Below are 17,695 nucleotides of genomic sequence, written 5' to 3'. Positions count from 1 at the left end.
GTACTGCTGATGCGGACAATCGGAAGGCAGGCACTCCGGAAGGAGGGTGATGCCAGATGATCACCCGTGAAGAGATCGCCAACGTCCTGGACCATCCGGTCTACGACGGTGACGGCAACAAGATCGGCGACGCCAAGCACGTCTTCTTCGACGACATGACCGGGCGCCCCGAATGGGTGAGCGTCAAGACGGGCATGTTCGGCTCCAACGAGTCCTTCGTACCCATCCGTGACGCCTCGCTGGTGCAGGACCACATCGAGGTCCCCTACCGCAAGGACCAGGTCAAGGACGCGCCCAACGTCGACGTCGACGCGGGCGGCCATCTGTCGGAGACCGAGGAGCACCGGCTCTACGACTACTACGGCATCAACTGGGACAGCGTGCTCTCCGAGGCCGAGCGGACCGACGACGGCCGGTGGGCCGCGGGCACGGGCACGGCCGGAGCCGCGGGAGCCGCCGGTACGGCCGGCACGACCGGCTACCAGGACGCCCCGGAGCGGACGGGCATGCGCGACGACGCCATGACCCGTTCCGAGGAGCAGATGCACGTAGGCGTCGAACGGCGTGAGTCCGGCCGGGCCAGGCTGCGCAAGTACGTGGTCACGGAAGAGGTTCAGCAGACCGTCCCGGTGAGCCACGAGGAAGTGAGGGTGGAGCGCGAACCGATCACGGACGCCAACCGTGACGCGGCGCTCTCCGGCCCGGAGATCAGCGAGGACGAGCACGAGGTCACGCTGCACGAGGAACGCCCCGTCGTCGACACGGAGACGGTGCCGGTGGAGCGTGTCCGGATGACCACGGAGGAGCACACCGAGAACGAGACGGTACGCGGCCAGGTCCGCAAGGAGCGGATCGAGGCCGAGACCGAGGCCACCACCGACGACGACACCCGACGGGGCCGCACGTAGGCGTCCCCGCCGTCACCGCGAGGGCGCGCGCCGGCGAAGTGCCTTCACCGGCGCGTTCCCCCGTGCAGCGCCTCGGCCAGATAGGGGGCGGTGGCACTCCCGCCCGCGCGCGCCACCTCGGCCGGCGGCCCCTCGGCGATGATCCGGCCCCCCGCCTCGCCGCCGCCCGGCCCCAGGTCGATCACCCGGTCGGCGCCCGCCACCACGGCCATGTCGTGCTCGACCACGACCACCGTGTGCCCGGCGTCGACGAGACCGTGCAACTGGCGCATCAGCACCTCGACATCGGCCGGATGCAGACCCGTCGTCGGCTCGTCGAGGAGATACAGCGTGTGGCCGCGACGCCCCCGCTGCAGCTCGCTCGCCAGCTTGATGCGCTGCGCCTCGCCACCGGACAGCTCGGTCGCCGGCTGGCCGAGCCGCAGGTAGCCCAGTCCGACGTCGAGCAGCGCGGCCAGGCTGCGCGCCACGGCCGGCGTGTCCGCGAAGAACTCCGCGGCGCCCTCCACCGTCAGGTCCAGCACTTCGGCGATGTTCCGTCCCCGGTACGCCACTTCGAGCGTCCCGGGGTTGTAGCGCGCCCCGCCGCAGTCCGGGCACGGCGCGTACGTACTCGGCAGGAACAGCAGCTCGACGCCGACGAACCCCTCGCCCTGGCAGGTCTCGCAACGGCCTCCCGGCACGTTGAAGGAGAAGCGGCCGACACCGTAACCCCTCTCCCGCGCCTCGTCGGTGGCCGCGAAGACCTTGCGCACCACGTCGAACAGGCCCGTGTACGTGGCCAGGTTGGAGCGCGGGGTGCGTCCGATCGGCCGCTGGTCGACGGAGACCAGCCGGCCCACCCCCGGCAGGTCCTGGGTGATCTCGCCGATGAGCGTCGACTTCCCGGAACCGGACACGCCCGTCACCGCCGTGAGGACGCCGAGCGGGAACTCGGCGGTCACCCCGCGCAGGTTGTGCCGGGTGACCGGGCCGACCGTCACCGTGCCCCGCGGGGTCCGGACCGCGCGGACGGGCGCGGGGGAGCGGTCGAAGAGGTGGCGGGCGGTCGCGGACTCCCCGACGTCGGCCAGCCCGGCGACCGGGCCGCTGTACAGCACCCGCCCGCCGTGCTCGCCCGCCCGCGGACCGACGTCCACGATCCAGTCGGCGCCGCGCACCACGCCGAGGTGGTGCTCCACCACGAACACCGAGTTGCCGGCCTCCTTCAGCCGCTCCAGCACCGTCAGCAGCGCCTCGGTGTCCGCCGGGTGCAGTCCCGCGGACGGCTCGTCCAGGACGTACACGACCCCGAAGAGCCCGGAGCGCAGCTGCGTCGCCAGCCGCAGCCGCTGCAGCTCGCCCGCCGACAGGGTGGGCGTCGCACGGTCGAGACTCAGATAGCCGAGCCCCAGCTCGACGACGGGGGCGATCCGGGAGGTGAGGTCCCCGGCGAGTACCCGGGCCGTCTCGCCGCCCCTCGGCAGGGCTTTCGCGAGTTCCGTGAGCGGCAGCGCGGCCAGCTCGGCGATGGTACGGCCGCCGACGGTGACCGCCAGAGCCTGGGGCCGCAGCCTGCCGCCGCCGCAGACCGGGCAGGGCGCACTGGTGAGGAAGCGCTCGGCCCTCGCCCGCAGCGTGGCGCTCTTGGAGTCCGAGAAGGTCTTCATCACATACCGGCGGGCGCTCATGTACGTGCCCTGGTACGGCCGCTGGATGCGGCCCGCGTCCCGCACCGGGTGCACCGTGACCACCGGCTGCTCGTCCGTGAACAGGATCCACTCCCGCTGCCCGGCGGGCAGCTCCCGCCACGGCCGGTCCACGTCGTACCCGAGCGCGTCGAGGACGTCCCGCAGGTTCTTGCCCTGCCAGGCGCCCGGCCACGCGGCGATCGCGCCGTCCCGGACGGAGAGCGACGGATCCGGAACCAGCAGTTCCTCGGTCGTGCGGTGCACCCGGCCGAGCCCGTGGCACTCGGGGCACGCCCCCGCCGCCGTGTTGGGCGAGAAGGCGTCGGAGTCGAGCCGCGGGGCGCCCGGCGGGTAGTCACCGGCGCGGGAGAACAGCATCCGCAGGGAGTTGGACAGGTTGGTGACCGTGCCGACCGAGGAACGGGACGTGGGCGCCGCGCGGCGCTGCTGCAGCGACACGGCGGGCGGCAGCCCGGTGATCTCGCCGACCTTCGGGGCGCCGACCTGGTGGATCAGCCTGCGGGCGTACGGCGCGACCGACTCGAAGTAGCGCCGCTGCGCCTCCGCGTAGACCGTCCCGAACGCGAGCGACGACTTCCCCGACCCCGACACACCGGTGAACACCGCCACCACGTCCCGGGGGACGTCCACGTCCACGCCCCTGAGGTTGTGCTCGCGGGCGTCGCGCACCCGGACGTAGGGGTCGTGGGGGCTGTGCATCGCGGGGGACTCCGTAGGGTCTTCGGTGACGGCCGGCGCCGACCGGGGGCCGGTGGGGCCGGTGGGGCCGGTGGGGCCGGTGGGGCCGGTGGGACAAACCCCGCGATTCTACGCCTGGCCGGCGCACGTGCCCGCGCCGGTGACACGGGCGAGCCGCCGGTAGGAGTCCCGCAGCGCCTCGCGGTCGTACGTGCTCGTGGTCACCAGGACCTCCTGCGCGCCCGTGTCCTCGAGGAGCGACTCCAGCTCGTCGGCGACCTGTTCCTCGGTGCCGGCGATGTGGCCGGCCAGACCGGCGTCGTACAGGTCGCGCTCCTTGGCGGTCATCGTCCGGGACTCCACCTCCTCGGCCGGGGGCAGGGGCGGGAAGGAGCCGCGGGTGCGGGCGTGGGCCATCGACCAGGCCTCCGGGACCAGGAGCCGCCGGGCCGCCTCCGGGGTGCCGGCCACGGCGATCGTGCCCGAGACGACGACGTACGGTTCCGCCCTCCACGCGGAGGGGCGGAACCCGGCGCGGTAGCGGTCGATGCCGCGGCGCATCCGGTCGCGGTCGCGCAGGTCCCCGATGACCATCGGCAGGCCGGCCCGGGCGGCGACGGCCGCGCCCTCGCCCATGGCCAGCACGAACGGCGGCACGGTCAGCCCCTCCGCGGGGCGGGCGCGCACCCCCGTGGGGGAGGTGCCGCGGAACCAGCCGAGCAGCTCGGCCAGCTGGGCGCCGAAGTCGTCGGCGTCCTCCTTGTCCCGGCCCAGCGCCCTCCGCACGCCGTCGGTGAAGCCCACCGAGCGGCCGAGTCCCATGTCGATCCGGCCGGGGAAGAGCGACTCCAGCACGCCGAACTGCTCGGCGACGACCAGCGGCCGGTGGTTGGGCAGCATCACACCGCCGGTGCCGACCCGGATGGTGCGCGTGGCCCCGGCGACGGCGGCGGCCAGCACGGTCGGCGCCGATCCCGCCACCCCGGGCACACCGTGGTGCTCGGCCACCCAGAACCGGTGGTAGCCGAGCCGCTCGGCCTCCCGCGCCAGTTCCACGGTGTCGCGCAACGCCTGTGCGCCGGTGTGGCCCTCGCGGATGCGGGAGCGGTCGAGAACGGAGAAGCGGGTGGTCGCGATCACTGAGCTCACACGCTGTTCAACGTCCGGACGGCGCCAGGATTCCCGGTACGGCGCTCTAGGGTGGGCGGGTGACCGACAGCAAGAAGCCCCCGGTGGCCGTGTTCGACCTGGACAACACCCTCGCCGGCACCGCGCACCGGCAGCGGTTCCTGGAGCGCCGGCCGCGCGACTGGGACGCCTTCTTCGCCGCCGCGCCCCACGATCCGCCGCTCGCGGAGGGCATCGCGCTGCTGCGGGCGAGCGCCGAGGAGTGCGAGATCGTGTATCTGACCGGGCGGCCCGAGCGCTGCCGGCGCGACACGCTCGACTGGCTGACCGCGCACGGCCTGCCCGAGGGTCCCGTGCACATGCGGGGCAACGCCGACCGCCGGCCCGCCCGGCGCACCAAGCTGGACATCCTCCGGCGGCTCGCCCGCACCCGCGAGGTCCGGGTCCTCGTGGACGACGACGAGCTGGTGTGCGACGACGCGGAACGGGCCGGGTTCACCGTCGTCCGGGCACGCTGGGCGGCCCGGTCGGCCGAGCTGCGCGTGGCGCAGGAGCGCGAGGGCCGCACCTGACCGTCCCGGTCGGCCAGGGGGCCGCCGCGGTGAGCCCGAGGGCGGCCGCCGCGGTGAACCGGGAGCGGAGTACGCCCGGGGCCGTCAGTCCGATTCCTCCAGGCGGAAGCCGAGCTTCAGGCCGACCTGCCAGTGGGCGACCTCCCCTTCCTCGATCTGGCCGCGCACCTGGGTCACCTCGAACCAGTCCAGATTGCGCAGGGTCCGCGAGGCGCGGGTGATGCCGTTGCGGATCGCCTGGTCGACGCCGTCGGGCGAGGTACCGACGATCTCCGTGACCCGGTAGGTGTGGTTCGACATGCGGGTGCTCCCTTCCGCGGGGCGGCGGTGGCCTGTGGCACGTGCCGTACGCCGTGTGTCGTGCGTCACTCCACCGTGCCGCAAGCCGCGACGGAGCGCGAGGCGTCGGGGGTCCGGGCAAGGTCACCCCTTGACCTCCGCATTGGTCCATACCAAAATCCCAGACACCCGTTCGAGCCTCGGGCTCGTCCCCCACGTCGGGTCTCCCTTCGCGTGCGCAGGACACCCCTGTCCGCCACCGCCCCCTGTCCGTCAGACAGAAGGACCCCCCGTGAGACGTCGCCTGCTCGCCCTTGTCTGTGTGTCCGCCTCCCTGCTCAGCGGCTGCGGCCTGATGCCGCAGGACGGCGGGAGTGAGCGGCGCACCGTCACCGTGTGGCTGATGAAGGACAGCGCCTCGCAGGACTTCCTGCAGCGGTTCACCGAGGAGTTCGAGCGGAAGAACCCCGGCCTCGACCTGGACATCCGGATCCAGAAGTGGACCGGGATCGGTGACAAGGTGCAGACCGCGCTGAAGGCCGACGGCACGGACGGGCCCGACGTCATCGAGGTCGGCAACACCCAGGTTCCGCAGTACGCCGAGGGCGGCCGGCTGATGGATCTGACGCTGGAGTCGATGCGGGACTGGGGCATCCGCGACTGGCTGCCGGGCCTCGCCGAGCCGGGGAAGTGGATGTCCCAGCAGTACGGCATTCCCTGGTACGCGGCCAACCGCGTGGTCATCTACCGCAAGGACCTGTTCGAGCAGGCCGGCATCACCGGGCCGCCCCGCACCCGCGAGGAGTGGCTCACCGCCACCGAGAAGCTCGACTCGGGCGGTGACCAGGGCATCTACCTGGCCGGACAGGACTGGTACACACTCTCCGGCTTCATCTGGGACGAGGGCGGCGAGCTGGCCACGGAGTCGGGTGGCGTCTGGTCGGGCGCCCTGCACTCCGAGGCCGCCCTGCGCGGCATGGACTTCTACCGCGAGCTGCAGGCCCTCGGTGACGGCCCGCTGGACGCCGACGAGGAACACCCGCCGCAGGCCGGCGTGTTCGCCCGGGGGCGGGTCGCGCAGATCGTCGCGGTGCCGGGGCTCGCCCGGTCCATCGTGCGCGAGAACCCCGAACTCGAGGGCAAGCTCGGCTTCTTCCCCGTGCCCGGCAAGAGCGCCGGCAAGCCCGGTGCCGTCTTCACCGGCGGCTCCGACCTCGTCGTGCCGAAGAACACCGACGAACACGACGGCGCCCTCGCCGTGGTCGAGGCGCTCGTCGGCACCAAGTGGAACACCGACCTGGCCCGGACCATGAACTACGTCCCGAACAAGAAGTCGCTCGCCGCGGCCGTCGCGGGCGAGGAGGGGGTGGCCGCCATGGCGGCCGGCGCCGCGCAGGGCCGGGCGACCCCCGGCACGCCCCGGTGGGGCGCGGTCGAGGCGGACAATCCGATCAAGACGTACATGACGAAGGTGCTCACCGGGGGCGACGCGGAGTCGGAGGCCCGCAAGGCCTCCGACCGCGTCACCGAACTGCTGGACCTCGACGCGCGCTGAGGCGTCGCCGCGTCGGCGGACCGCGCCCGGCACGCTCACGTGCCGCGAGCCGTCCTCGGCGAGCCGTCCTCAGCGGGCCACGCTGAGCGACAGCGCGAAACGGTCCTCGCCGTCCGTCCACCAATGGGCCAGCTCAAGCCCCGCCGCGGCCAGTTCGGCCCGCACGCCATCCCGCCGGAACTTCGCGGACACCTCGGTACGCAACTCCTCCCCGTCCGCGAAGTCCACGGCCAGGTCGAGCGCCTGGACCTTGACCGTCTGCGCGGTACGGGAGCGCAGTCGCATCTCGATCCACTCGCGGTCGGCGCTCCACAGCGCCACGTGCTCGAAGGCGGCGGGCGCGAAGTCGGCGTCCAGCTCCCTGTTGATGACGGACAGTACGTTCTTGTTGAACGCGGCCGTCACCCCGGCCGCGTCGTCGTACGCCCGGACCAGCGTCCGCTCGTCCTTGACCAGGTCCGTGCCGAGCAGCAGGGAGTCGCCGGGGGAGAGCAGGGAGCGGACGGCGGACAGGAACGCGGCGCGTTCGCCGGGCAGCAGGTTGCCGATCGTGCCGCCGAGGAACGCCACCAGCCGGGGACCCGGCGTCCCGGGCAGCGTCAGCCCTCCGGTGAAGTCGGCGATCAGCGCGTGCACCTGGAGGTCCGGCCGCTCGGCGACGAGTGCCCGACCGGCCTGGGTCAGGGCGCTCTCGCTGACGTCGACCGGCACGTAGCCGCGCAGGCCGGTCAGCGCGTCGAGCAGGAACCGCGTCTTCTCCGAGGAACCGGAACCCAGCTCCACCAGCGTGCGGGCACCGGTCGCCGCGGCGATCTCGCCGGCCCGGTCGACGAGGATCTCCCGCTCGGCCCGCGTCGGGTAGTACTCGGGCAGCGCGGTGATCTCCTCGAACAGCTCGCTGCCCCGCGCGTCGTAGAACCACTTGGGCGGCAGCCACTTGGGCGTGCTCGTCAGGCCCGCCAGGACGTCGGCGCGCAGGGCGGCGTCCGTGGCGTCCTCGGGCAGCGTGCGGGTGAGGCGGAACGGGCTCACGTACGGGGCTCCTTCGGAGAGACGAAAGCGTCTGCGAGGGCGGTGTCGCCCGGGTCCTTGAGCGGGGTGAGAAGCACGTCCGTGCGGCTCGCCGCGAGCAGGGTGCGGTCGGGGACCTCCTGCCAGTGCGGGTCGTCGTCGTACGGCTCCGAGGCGACGACCGTGCCACCCCCGGGGCGGCTCAGGTACCACAGGGTGTCGCCCCAGGTGGTCGCGGTGATGGTGGTGCCGCTGGTGAGCAGCAGGTTGAGCCGGGAGGCGGGGGCCGCCGCGGCGACCTCCAGCACCGTCTCGGCGAGGGCCCGGCCCTCGTCGTCCCCGGCGCGCAGCCGGCCGAGGACCAGCGCCCACACGAGTGCCGAGTCGTTGCGCGCCTCCAGCGCCAGCAGGTCCTCGGGCGGCAGCGTGCCGGCCACCCGCGCCAGCGAACCGGGCCAGCCCGCCACGGCACCGTTGTGGCTGAACAGCCAGGTGCCCGCGGCGAACGGCGCCGCCGCGGCCTCCGCGTCCGCGCCCGACAGCGTCGCGTCCCGCACGGCGGCGAGCAGCGCGCCGGTCCGTACGACCCGGGCCAGGTCGGCGAAGGACTGGTCCGCCCAGATGGGCCCGGCCCGGCGGTACCGCGCCGGCACCGGGTCGCCCCCGGCGTACCAGCCGACGCCGAAACCGTCGGCGTTGACCGTGCCGTGGCGCTGGTGCCTGGGTGCCCAGGACTGGCGGTACAGGCCGTGCGGCGGCGCCACGAGGAGCCGGCCGAGCGGCTCCTCGGGGCCCACGTAGGCGAGGTGACGGCACATCAGAAGGCCTCCGGGGTGCGGGCGGTGCGGAACCCGGAGAAGATCTGCCGCCGGATCGGATGGTCCCAGTTGCGGAACGTTCCCCGGCAGGCCACCGCGTCCACGGCGAACGACCCGCCGCGCAGCACCTTGTACTCGGGCCCGAAGAACACCTCCGAGTACTCCTTGTACGGGAACGCCCTGAAGCCCGGGTACGGGGCGAAGTCGCTCGACGTCCACTCCCAGACGTCACCGATCAACTGCCGCACCCCGAGCGGCGACTCACCGGCCGGATAGCTGCCCGCCGGCGCCGGGCGCAGATGCCGCTGGCCGAGGTTGGCGTGGTCCGGCCCCGGATCCGCGTCCCCCCACGGATAGCGCGCCGAGCGGTCGCCCGCCGGATCGTACCGGGCGGCCTTCTCCCACTCGGCCTCGGTGGGCAGCCGCCGTCCGGCCCAGCGGGCCCAGGCGTCCGCCTCGTACCAGCACACGTGCACCACCGGCTCGTCGGCCGGCACCACCTCGGTGAGCCCGAAGCGCCGCCGCAGCCACTGCCCGCCGTCCCGGCGCCAGAACAGCGGGGCGGTCACGGAGTGCCGGCGGATGTGGTCCCAGCCCTCGGGGGTCCACCAGCGCGGGTCGTCGTAGCCGCCGTCGTCGATGAACGCCTGGTACGCGCCGTTGGTCACCGGCGTGGTGTCGATGTAGAACGGCGCCACCTCGCGCCGGTGCGCGGGGCGTTCGTTGTCCAGGGCCCACGGCTCGGTCGACGTGCCCATCGTGAACGGGCCGCCGGGCACCAGGACCTCCGCGGGGCCGGTGAACAGCGGCACCGGGTCCGGGTCCGGCGCGGTCAGGGCCTGCGGGCCCCTGCGGAGCTGATGGGTGATCAGCATGGTCTCGTCGTGCTGCTGCTCGTGCTGGGCGATCATCCCGAAGGCGAAACCCGCCTGAGTCAGCCGCGTCCCGTGGAACGCGGTGCTCTCCAGCACGTCCAGGGCCCGTCCGCGCACGTCGGCCGCGTACCGGCGGGCCTCGGCGGGCGACAGCAGCGGCAGCTTGGGCCGCTCCGCGCGCGGATGCTCGAAGGCGTCGTAGAGGCTGTCTATCTCGGGCCGTATCGCCTCCTGCCCGGCGACGGCGCGCAGCAGCCACTGCTCTTCCTGGTTGCCGATGTGCGCCAGGTCCCACACCAGCGGGGACATCAGCGGCGACACCTGGGACGTCAGATCGGGGCCGTCCACGCAGCTGGTCAGCAGCGTGGTCCGGTCGCGGGCCGTGACGAGCGTGGCCAGGGCCCGTTCGCGCAGGGCGCCGGCGTCGACGGCCGTCCCGCCAGTGGTGTCGGTGGTGGTGTCGGGGGTGTCGGCGGCGGTGTCCATGGCGGGGTCGGTCATGGGCGGGTCTCCGTCCCGTGCGGGCCACGGCTCGCGCCGTCCGGCGTGTCCAGCAGGTCGTCGGCGGGGCAGCGGCCCTTGAGCGCGTAGCGCTCCAGGTGCGCCGCGACGGCGTCCGTCACCGCCGCGGTGGCTCCCAGCCTGGGCAGGGCGGCGAGCGCCGCCGTCAGGCACACGACGGCCGCCTCGCGCAGCTCCGGATCGGTGAGGCCGTCGCGGGCGGCGTCCCGGTACAGCGGGTTGTGCGGGGCGGGCAGGCCGAGCGTGCGCTCGGCGAGCGGCTTCACGGCCCGGTAGGCGGTCTCGGTGGCCTCCTGGTCGTCGAACAGGGCCGCCGTCACGGCGAGCGGCACCATCCAGCCGTCGTCGCCGGGCTGGGCGTCGATCATGCGCAGCTCCAGATGCCCGCGCGGCCGGACCGGCGGGAAGAGTGTGGTGAGGTGGTAGTCGAGATCCTCCCGGGTCGGCGGTCTCGACGCCCGGCTCCGGGTCCACTCGCGGAAGGTCAGGCCCTCCGGTACGTCCCACGGTCCTTCCTCCCGGCGTACGCACATCACCGGCGCCTGAAGGACGTGCCGGGTCCACGCGCCGCGCGGGTCGGAGTCCAGCGGGGGGCCACCGGCCCGGCCGGTGGCGATCTGCGTCCACCGCAGCTGCCGGGTGGACCGCCAGCCGGTGGGCCGGCCCTCGGCCAGCGGGGAGTTGGCGAACGCGGCGGTGAGGACCGCGCCCAGGTGGTGGGCCAGCCACCAGCGGCGTACGTGACCGAGCGGGCCGGGTTCGTCGTACCCGGCGTCCACGCACACCTGCACGGACGCGGAGGCGCACATCATGAAGCGGCCCGCGGGTCCGGTGCGGTCGAGACAGGCCTCCATGGCGTCGTAGCGCGGCTGCCTCAGATAGCGGCGGGGGGAGTGCCAGGGGTCGTGACCGAGGCCCACGAGGGCGAGGCCGTCGTCGCGCAGGACCGCGCGGACGGCGTCGAGATCGGCGGAGACGGTACCGATGCACTCCATCAGGGAGGCGGCGGGGAGCGAGCTCAGCTCCAGCTGGCCGCCGGGTTCGACGGTCAGCGCCGACCTGAGGGGCACGGTCCGCAGTGCGGCGTACATGGCGCGCAGTCGTTCGGGTGACACGGGCAGCCGGGGTGCGTCCAGCTCGTGGACGAGCCATTCCACTTCGACACCGAGCAGCCTCGGCGGACCGGTCTTGAAGCAGATGCCGCGGACCAGCGCCTCGACCTCGGCTTCGGTGACAGAGGTGCGTGGCCGCGTGCAGCCACTTACCGCATCGGACATGTCGGGATCCTCCTGAGATTCCATCCATGCCGCCGACCCTTCAGCGGTGGGCCGGGTCGGCACACTCGTCCCACCCAAGACCCTCGTGCGGTCCCGCACAAGGGTGCATACCGGGACGTACCGGCTTGGTAATCTCCGTGACCCGTCCGTTTCCGGGGGCTTTCCCCGTCGTTCCCGGGCCGGGAAACTCCGTTGCACCGCATCACCAGCATCACCCAGGATTCCTGCATGAGCACGACGGGGGACACCGCGCGGTGCGCGGTCACGGCGTCCACGGGGGTGGCGCCGTGAGCGCGCGCCTGCGGGGCATCGCACAGCAGACCGAGCAGATCGTGATGGCGGGGTCCTACCGCGCGTCCGACGGGCGCGAGGTACCGATCGCCGCGGCGGTCGAGGAGGCGCGGGAGCGCACCCGCATGTTCGGCCCGTCACCCGTGGAACCGGCTGCGTCCGTTCCGGTGCGAACGGTCTTCGAGGTCACCGGCGAGAGCAGCCTAGAGGCCGCCCGCCGCCTCGGCGGCGAGGTCGCCGTGCTGAACTTCGCCTCCGCCCGCAACCCCGGCGGCGGCTATCTCAATGGCGCCCAGGCCCAGGAGGAAGCCCTGTGCCGGGCCTCCGCGCTGTACACCTGCCTGCTGCGGGCACGCGAGTTCTACGACCACCACCGCGCCCACCGGGACCCGTTCTACACCGACCGCGTCATCCACTCGCCCGGCGTGCCCGTCTTCCGCGACGACCGCGGCCGGCTGCTGGACGAGCCGTACACCGCCGGCTTCCTCACGTCCGCCGCACCCAACGCGGGCGTGGTGCTGCGCACGGCCCCGGAGCGCGCCGCCGAGCTGCCCGCGGCCCTCGCCGCACGCGCCGAGCGGGTGCTGGAGACGGCCGCCGCCCACGGGTACCGGCGGCTGGTGCTCGGTGCCTGGGGCTGCGGAGTGTTCCGCAACGACCCGGCCGAGGTGGCGGGCGCCTTCCGGACGCGGCTCGGGCCCGGCGGACGGTTCGCGGAAGCCTTCGAGCGGGTGACGTTCGGCATCCTGGACCGCACGCCGGGCGGCACGGTCAGGGCCGCCTTCGCACGCGTCTTCCCGGAGGGGGCGGGCCGTCCCGGCCGGCTCCAGCCGTAGCGCTCCCGCAGCCGCTGCGGTACGGCGCCGAACGGCCTCCGGTCCAGGGCGCACGCCTCGCGGTGGCGCGCACCGGCGTCGCGCAGCCGCGGCACCCGGTCCACGCCGGCCACGAGTCCCGCCCGGAGCGGTCCCACGTGCCGGCGGCGGGGCCGCGTCCTCGTCGTCCGGGAGTGCCGGTGCGGGCGGGTCGGCCGCCGCCCCGAGCCGCAGACGCGGTCCCCGGTGGGGGCGGTCTCCGGACCTGGCCGGACGGACTGATCTGCGGCACCCGCGATCGGGTGGCAGGCTGATCACCGGGGCCGCACCGTCCCGGCACCGGCTGGCCGATCACCGGGGCCGCACCGTCCCGGCACCGGCTGGCCGATCACCGGGGCCGGACCGCCCCCGGCACCGACTGGCCGAATACCGGGGTCCGCCCCGGCCCCGACCGTACGAGCGGAGAAAGCCGACGTCATGACCGACCAGCTCACCGTGAGCGTCCTGGGCACCGGCATCATGGGTGCCGCGATGGCCCGTAATCTCGCCCGCGCCGGACACACCGTCCGGGTCTGGAACCGCACCTGGGACAAGGCCGAGCCGCTGGCCGCCGACGGCGCGCACGTCGCGGCCCGCCCCGAGGAGGCGGTGCGGGACGCCGACGTCGTCGTCACCATGCTGTACGACGGTCCGGCCGCTCTGGACGTCATGCGGCAGGCCACCCCCGGTCTGCGCCCCGGCACCGCGTGGGTGCAGTCGACCACCGCCGGCGTCGACGCGGTCGCCGACCTGGCCGCCTTCGCCGACGAACACGGCCTCGTCTTCTTCGACGCCCCCGTCCTCGGCACCCGCGGGCCCGCCGAGGCCGGTCAGCTCCTGGTCCTGGCCGCCGGCCCGTCCGACGCACGGGGCACGGTGACGCCCGTCCTCGACGCCGTGGGCTCCCGCACGGTGTGGACCGGCGAGGACGGCGCGGCCGGCAGCGCCACCCGGCTGAAGCTGGTGGCCAACAGCTGGGTCCTCGCCGCCACCAACGCGGCCGGCGAGGTCCTGGCGCTCGCCAAGGCACTGGGTGTGGACCCGGACGGCTTCTTCGACGCCATCGCGGGCGGCCCGCTCGACATGGGCTACCTGCGCGCCAAGGCCGGCCTGATCCGCGACGGCGCGCTGCGCCCGGCCCAGTTCGCGGTCACCACCGCCGCGAAGGACGCCCGGCTGGTCGTCGAGGCGGGCGAGGCGAACGGCGTCCGCCTGGACGTGGCCGCCGCCGGCGCCGAACGCCTGGCGCGCGCCGCCGCACAGGGACACGGCGACGAGGACATGGCGGCGGCCTACTTCGCCAGTTTCGAGGAGAGGGCGTCCGACTGAGCTCACCCGGGGTACCGGGTGAGCGGAACAACCGGAAGACCGAAGTAGTCTCGGCACACACCAAGATCAAAGGAGTCCGCATGTCCAAGCCGCCGCTGCCGCCCGAGGCCGTCGACCTGCTGCGCCGCCCCAACCCGTGCGTCATGGCCACCCTCCGCTCGGACGGCGCGCCCGTCTCCACGCCCACCTGGTACCTGTGGGAGGACGACGGCCGGGTCCTGATCAACTTCGACGAGGGCCGGGTACGCCTGGGACACGTGCGCCGCGACCCGCGCGTGACCCTCACCGTCCTCGCGGGCGACGACTGGTACACGCACGTCACCCTCATCGGCCGCGTCACCGAGACCCGCGACGACGAGGGCCTCACCGGCATCGACCGCCTCTCCAGGCACTACACGGGGAACCCGTACCCCAACCGGGACCGGGCCAGGGTCAGCGCCTGGGTCGAGGTCGAGCGCTGGCACGGCTGGGGCGCCCTGAAGGACAGCGACCAGGCGTCCGGCTGAGCAGGGGCCGGCACCGTGGACCACGGGGATCCCGCCGGGTATCGACACGACCGGCCGCCTCCTCTAGGATCCACGGCGCGGCATCGCGTGTCGGTCACCGTCCGGGTGAGGCATGGAGGCGCCGCGGAGATGCCCGTGGAGGCATTCACCCGTGTCAGTCGAGTTCAACCACACCATCGTTCTCTCCCGGGACCGGGAGAAGTCCGCTCACTTCCTCGCCCGGATCCTGGGGCTGGAGGTCGGTGAGCCGGCCGGGATGTTCCTGCCCGTGACGACCGACAACGGCGTCACCCTCGATTTCGCCACCGTCGACATCGACATCCCGGTGCAGCACTACGCGTTCCTCGTCTCCGAGGACGAGTTCGACGAGATCCTCGCCCGGCTCGTCGAGGACGGGGTCCCCATCCAGGCCGACCCGCACGGCCGGCACCCGCGCCGGATCAACCGCAACGACGGCGGACGGGGCGTGTACTTCGGCGACCCGTCCGGGCACGGCATGGAGGCCTTCACCCGCCCCTACGGCAGCGACCCGTCCTCGCCGTTGAACGGCGTCACCCAGGACGTCCCCGGGGCACGCTGACCGGCCGTCGGCGACCGTTGTCACACCCCCTCCGCATACTGGTGGCCTCAGGGAGCCGGACATGAGGAGGGGGTGGCCGTGCGGACGGTGTACAGCGGTGAACTACACGTCAGCTACGGACAGTTCTACGTGGACAGCCGACCTGACGAGGAGAACCCGGGTCCGTCGCCGGCCTGCGCCGGGCAGACCAACGGACTGTGCGGGGCGGCCGTCCCCGGACACCTCTTCCTCGTCACGGGCCTGCACACCGGCCGCGTCGGTCTGACCGTCGAGGTGCACGGGGCGGCACCGCCGCTCGACGACGGCTGGGAGGACGTGGTGGAGGTGTCCTTCCGGCCGGCCTCCGCCTCGACGGTCGTCCTGCCGTGGGGCGACGGCCCCCTGTGCGCACTGGACCTGCTCCCGGCCGACCACCGGGTGCGCTACTGCGGGCGCGGCATGGACCGGGGCCGGGAGGAGGAGCTCGCCGTACTCGAAGGCGGCGCGCCGGTCGACCACTACCTGCTCCAGTTCTGGCCGGCCCCGCCCGCCGCGGACCTCGTCGTCCGGCAGACCTCGCGCAGCGCCGCACACCGGCACCGGCACGCCCGCGGTCTGCCGCCGCCCTCCACGCCCGAGGAGCGGGCCGCGGCCGAGTGCCGCCGGCGGGAGGAGCGGCGGGCGGCGGAGCAGGCCGCACAGGAGCGTGCGGAAGCCCTGTCCTGGGGCGGTCGGCTGCCCAGCCGCCGCCTGCGCGAGGCCGGCGGCAACGCGCGGGGACTCGTTCCGCTGGACCGCGACCTGCTCGACGCCGTCGACGCGGCGTGCCCGGCGACGCAGCGCGACCTCGCCCGGTGGGCCGCCCACCGGGCCTTCGCCGCGGCGGGGCTGGACGGCGTCGACTGGATCGCACCCGCGCTGGCGGCACTGGACCGCGGGGAGCCCCTGCCGGCGCCGTTCGACGTCCCGCAGCGGGCCTGGGACCGGTTCTTCGCCGACGACCGTACGACCCACGCCCTGGTGGACTCGTCGGACGGATGCCGCGACAACCTGCTGCAACAGGCGATGGCGATGCCCGCACTGCCCGCCGCGGCCGGACCGGACCCGTTGCGCGCCGCCCTCGACGCCCTCTTCGCCGCCGCGATCACCTACGGCACCGACTATCCCGCCCTGTTCGCGCTGGCCCGGCGCCGGTTCCCCACGCTGGGCCCGGGGACACCGCAGTCCTAGCTAGCTATGCCGACGCGTGGTCGTGCCGGGGCAGCAGCGGGGCGCCAGGACGAGTACGCCCGCCACCGCGACCGCCGTACGCGGTGGCGGTCAGCCGGCCCGGAGCCCCCGCACCCCGGTCGGAGCCGCGGTCGTCGGTTTGCCGCCGACCGACCAGGCGGACAGCCGCGGACGGCGCGGTCCGCCGGGGTCGGCCGAGCCGGCGTCCACAGGCGGACGTGGCGGCGGGACGCCCGGCGCAGCGGGGTTGCCCCGACCCGCGCCGGGTACCCGACCGCGCATGAAGTGGCGACAGGTGCAGGACGGGCCGTCCGCGGTGTACGTGGTGGTCCTCGACCCCGGCGAGGACGCGCTCGCCGAACTCACCGCCTTCGCCCGCGACCGGTCGCTCGGAGCATCCCAGGTGACGGCCGTGGGCGCCTTCTCGGAGGCGGTCGTCGGCTGGTTCGACCGGCAGGCCAAGGACTACCGGCGCATTCCGGTGGGGGAGCAGTGCGAGGTGCTGTCCCTGATCGGGGACATCGCCGTCGCCGACGACGGACCGGCCCCGCACCTGCACGCCGTACTGGGCCTGTCCGACGGCTCGACCCGCGGCGGCCACCTGCTGTCCGGCCGGGTCTGGCCGACGCTGGAGGTCGTCGTGCGGGACAGTCCGGCCGAACTGGCCAAGACCCACCGCCCCGACATCGGCCTGGCCCTGATCGACCTGGGCTGAGCCGGCCGCCGCAGGGCGGTTTACCGGCCCGGGTGAGGGCTACGCGGCCCGCACGGAACTCCGCACCACCCCGGGAGGCGCGACCATGACACGGCGCATCCGAGACGTGATGTCACCCGCCGTGGTGGCCGTCGAGCCCATGACCACAGTGGCCCGGGCGGCCCGGCTGATGCGCGAGGAGGACATCGGCGACGTTCTGGTGACCTACGACCGGGACCTGTTCGGTGTACTCACCGACCGCGACATCGTGCTGCGCAGCGTCGCCGACGGTCGCGACCCCGACGACACCACGGTCGGCTCGGTCTGCACGCCCCCGCCCGTCGTCACCCTCGAACCGGACGACAGCACCGACTACGCGGCCGAGCTGATGCGACGCCACGCCGTGCGGCGGCTGCCGGTCGTCGAGTACGGCGGCGTCCCGGTCGGCGTGGTCACCCTCGGCGACCTGGCCGCCACCGACGACCCGCACTCCGCCCTGGCGGACATCAGCGAGGCCCCGCCCGACCACTGACGCCTCCGACCCGCACGGAGGGAACGGCATGAGCGACCGACGCCGGCCCCACGGGGCCGCGGAACCCGCCCCTCGCGCGCGGCCCGGCGCGACCGGCCGCCGCTTCCCGCGCACCGGCACCGAACCGGTCACCGCACAGAGCCCGCTGCGGCTGCGGCTGCTGCTGTCGGCCGTCTTCCTGCCGCTGTTCGTCGCCGGAGCCACGTTCTTCGGCGTGTGGGCCGCGGACACCGGCTCGGGCGACAGCCCCGGACGAGGCGGCCTGGTGGCCCTCGCCGCCGTGTGCGCGGCGTTCGCACTGCCGGCGGCGGCCGACCTGGTGGTCGTGGCCGGCCGGTTGCGGCGCGGACGGGGCACCCCTGTACCGCACTGACCCGAGAACCACC

General features: G+C 74.0%; 18 protein-coding genes. 11 read left to right on the top strand and 7 right to left on the bottom strand.

What is annotated here, in order from left to right:
• The first annotated feature begins 56 nt into the window (after positions 1 to 56).
• Positions 57 to 908, top strand: a complete 852-nt coding sequence (locus tag ACZ7G3_RS28915) for a DUF2382 domain-containing protein (protein WP_470928960.1) — start codon at positions 57 to 59, stop codon at positions 906 to 908.
• 44 nt (positions 909 to 952) lie between these two features.
• Here ACZ7G3_RS28915 and ACZ7G3_RS28910 read toward each other — a convergent pair whose 3' ends face one another.
• Together ACZ7G3_RS28910 and ACZ7G3_RS28905 are read right to left on the bottom strand one after the other, a co-directional pair.
• Positions 953 to 3,298 (bottom strand): ATP-binding cassette domain-containing protein, encoded by a 2,346-nt coding sequence (locus tag ACZ7G3_RS28910; protein WP_470928958.1) that lies wholly within the window; start codon positions 3,296 to 3,298, stop codon positions 953 to 955.
• 108 nt (positions 3,299 to 3,406) lie between these two features.
• Complete coding sequence (locus tag ACZ7G3_RS28905; RefSeq protein ID WP_470928956.1) at positions 3,407 to 4,426, bottom strand: LLM class flavin-dependent oxidoreductase; 1,020 nt, start codon at positions 4,424 to 4,426, stop codon at positions 3,407 to 3,409.
• Positions 4,427 to 4,485: 59 nt separating this feature from the next.
• Here ACZ7G3_RS28905 and ACZ7G3_RS28900 point away from each other — a divergent pair, with 59 nt between their 5' ends.
• Positions 4,486 to 4,977 (top strand): phosphatase domain-containing protein, encoded by a 492-nt coding sequence (locus tag ACZ7G3_RS28900; protein ID WP_426599974.1) that lies wholly within the window; start codon positions 4,486 to 4,488, stop codon positions 4,975 to 4,977.
• An 84-nt stretch (positions 4,978 to 5,061) separates the two neighbouring features.
• Here the strand turns inward: ACZ7G3_RS28900 and ACZ7G3_RS28895 are convergent, their stop codons facing one another.
• Positions 5,062 to 5,277: a dodecin gene (locus ACZ7G3_RS28895; RefSeq protein ID WP_470928954.1), complete on the bottom strand. Its 216-nt coding sequence runs from the start codon at positions 5,275 to 5,277 to the stop codon at positions 5,062 to 5,064.
• A gap of 271 nt (positions 5,278 to 5,548) precedes the next feature.
• On the opposite strand from ACZ7G3_RS28895, the gene ACZ7G3_RS28890 reads away from it, so the two are divergent.
• Entirely contained in the window at positions 5,549 to 6,811 is a 1,263-nt protein-coding gene (locus ACZ7G3_RS28890) for an extracellular solute-binding protein (RefSeq protein WP_470928952.1), read from the top strand.
• 69 nt (positions 6,812 to 6,880) lie between these two features.
• Here ACZ7G3_RS28890 and egtD read toward each other — a convergent pair whose 3' ends face one another.
• From egtD to egtA, 4 genes are read right to left on the bottom strand one after another with little or no spacing between them, the layout of a single operon-like run.
• Positions 6,881 to 7,843: an L-histidine N(alpha)-methyltransferase gene (gene egtD, locus ACZ7G3_RS28885; RefSeq protein WP_470928950.1), complete on the bottom strand. Its 963-nt coding sequence runs from the start codon at positions 7,841 to 7,843 to the stop codon at positions 6,881 to 6,883.
• A complete protein-coding gene (gene egtC, locus ACZ7G3_RS28880; RefSeq protein WP_426599970.1) occupies positions 7,840 to 8,640 on the bottom strand; it encodes an ergothioneine biosynthesis protein EgtC in 801 nt (266 codons plus the stop codon). The genes egtD and egtC overlap by 4 nt, the downstream gene beginning before the upstream one ends.
• Positions 8,640 to 10,016 carry an ergothioneine biosynthesis protein EgtB gene (gene egtB, locus ACZ7G3_RS28875; RefSeq protein ID WP_470928948.1) on the bottom strand — a complete coding sequence of 459 codons (1,377 nt, stop codon included), beginning with the start codon at positions 10,014 to 10,016 and terminating at the stop codon, positions 8,640 to 8,642. Before egtB ends, egtC begins: the two co-directional genes overlap by 1 nt.
• On the bottom strand, positions 10,013 to 11,314 hold the full coding sequence (gene egtA / locus ACZ7G3_RS28870) for an ergothioneine biosynthesis glutamate--cysteine ligase EgtA (RefSeq protein ID WP_470928946.1): 1,302 nt from the start codon (positions 11,312 to 11,314) through the stop codon (positions 10,013 to 10,015). The genes egtB and egtA overlap by 4 nt, the downstream gene beginning before the upstream one ends.
• Before the next feature lie 287 nt (positions 11,315 to 11,601).
• Between egtA and ACZ7G3_RS28865 the strand changes: the two genes are divergently transcribed.
• From ACZ7G3_RS28865 to ACZ7G3_RS28830, 8 genes are all read left to right on the top strand, one after another.
• The gene (locus tag ACZ7G3_RS28865) at positions 11,602 to 12,441 is read left to right on the top strand and encodes a TIGR02452 family protein (protein ID WP_470928944.1); all 840 of its coding nucleotides are present in this window, start codon (positions 11,602 to 11,604) and stop codon (positions 12,439 to 12,441) included.
• A 456-nt stretch (positions 12,442 to 12,897) separates the two neighbouring features.
• On the top strand, positions 12,898 to 13,788 hold the full coding sequence (locus tag ACZ7G3_RS28860) for an NAD(P)-dependent oxidoreductase (RefSeq protein WP_470928942.1): 891 nt from the start codon (positions 12,898 to 12,900) through the stop codon (positions 13,786 to 13,788).
• An 80-nt stretch (positions 13,789 to 13,868) separates the two neighbouring features.
• The gene (locus ACZ7G3_RS28855) at positions 13,869 to 14,294 is read left to right on the top strand and encodes a PPOX class F420-dependent oxidoreductase (RefSeq protein WP_426599965.1); all 426 of its coding nucleotides are present in this window, start codon (positions 13,869 to 13,871) and stop codon (positions 14,292 to 14,294) included.
• 151 nt (positions 14,295 to 14,445) lie between these two features.
• Positions 14,446 to 14,874, top strand: coding sequence for a VOC family protein (locus ACZ7G3_RS28850; protein ID WP_426599964.1), 429 nt, complete (start codon positions 14,446 to 14,448; stop codon positions 14,872 to 14,874).
• A gap of 78 nt (positions 14,875 to 14,952) precedes the next feature.
• A complete protein-coding gene (locus tag ACZ7G3_RS28845; protein WP_470928939.1) occupies positions 14,953 to 16,083 on the top strand; it encodes a hypothetical protein in 1,131 nt (376 codons plus the stop codon).
• Positions 16,084 to 16,363: 280 nt separating this feature from the next.
• Positions 16,364 to 16,798: a PPC domain-containing DNA-binding protein gene (locus ACZ7G3_RS28840; RefSeq protein WP_470928937.1), complete on the top strand. Its 435-nt coding sequence runs from the start codon at positions 16,364 to 16,366 to the stop codon at positions 16,796 to 16,798.
• Between the two features lie 85 nt (positions 16,799 to 16,883).
• Positions 16,884 to 17,309 (top strand): CBS domain-containing protein, encoded by a 426-nt coding sequence (locus ACZ7G3_RS28835; protein ID WP_426599961.1) that lies wholly within the window; start codon positions 16,884 to 16,886, stop codon positions 17,307 to 17,309.
• 28 nt (positions 17,310 to 17,337) lie between these two features.
• Complete coding sequence (locus ACZ7G3_RS28830) at positions 17,338 to 17,682, top strand: DUF6343 family protein (protein WP_470928935.1); 345 nt, start codon at positions 17,338 to 17,340, stop codon at positions 17,680 to 17,682.
• Positions 17,683 to 17,695: the final 13 nt, after the last annotated feature.

It is taken from the genome of Streptomyces sp. NPDC037271 (assembly GCF_055603605.1).
Note: the sequence above shows the minus strand (reverse complement) of the source record. Positions and strands in the feature narration are given on the sequence as shown.

Excerpts from the sequence above, each read along its gene's own strand:
- ACZ7G3_RS28855 (WP_426599965.1), top strand. The coding sequence starts at position 13,869 with ATGTCCAAGCCGCCGCTGCCGCCCGAGGCCGTCGACCTGCTGCGCCGC.
- ACZ7G3_RS28860 (WP_470928942.1), top strand. The coding sequence starts at position 12,898 with ATGACCGACCAGCTCACCGTGAGCGTCCTGGGCACCGGCATCATGGGT.
- ACZ7G3_RS28910 (WP_470928958.1), bottom strand. The coding sequence starts at position 3,298 with ATGCACAGCCCCCACGACCCCTACGTCCGGGTGCGCGACGCCCGCGAG.
- egtB (WP_470928948.1), bottom strand. The coding sequence starts at position 10,016 with ATGACCGACCCCGCCATGGACACCGCCGCCGACACCCCCGACACCACC.
- ACZ7G3_RS28835 (WP_426599961.1), top strand. The coding sequence starts at position 16,884 with ATGACACGGCGCATCCGAGACGTGATGTCACCCGCCGTGGTGGCCGTC.
- ACZ7G3_RS28840 (WP_470928937.1), top strand. The coding sequence starts at position 16,364 with ATGAAGTGGCGACAGGTGCAGGACGGGCCGTCCGCGGTGTACGTGGTG.
- egtA (WP_470928946.1), bottom strand. The coding sequence starts at position 11,314 with ATGTCCGATGCGGTAAGTGGCTGCACGCGGCCACGCACCTCTGTCACC.
- ACZ7G3_RS28895 (WP_470928954.1), bottom strand. The coding sequence starts at position 5,277 with ATGTCGAACCACACCTACCGGGTCACGGAGATCGTCGGTACCTCGCCC.
- ACZ7G3_RS28915 (WP_470928960.1), top strand. The coding sequence starts at position 57 with ATGATCACCCGTGAAGAGATCGCCAACGTCCTGGACCATCCGGTCTAC.
- ACZ7G3_RS28830 (WP_470928935.1), top strand. The coding sequence starts at position 17,338 with ATGAGCGACCGACGCCGGCCCCACGGGGCCGCGGAACCCGCCCCTCGC.
- egtC (WP_426599970.1), bottom strand. The coding sequence starts at position 8,640 with ATGTGCCGTCACCTCGCCTACGTGGGCCCCGAGGAGCCGCTCGGCCGG.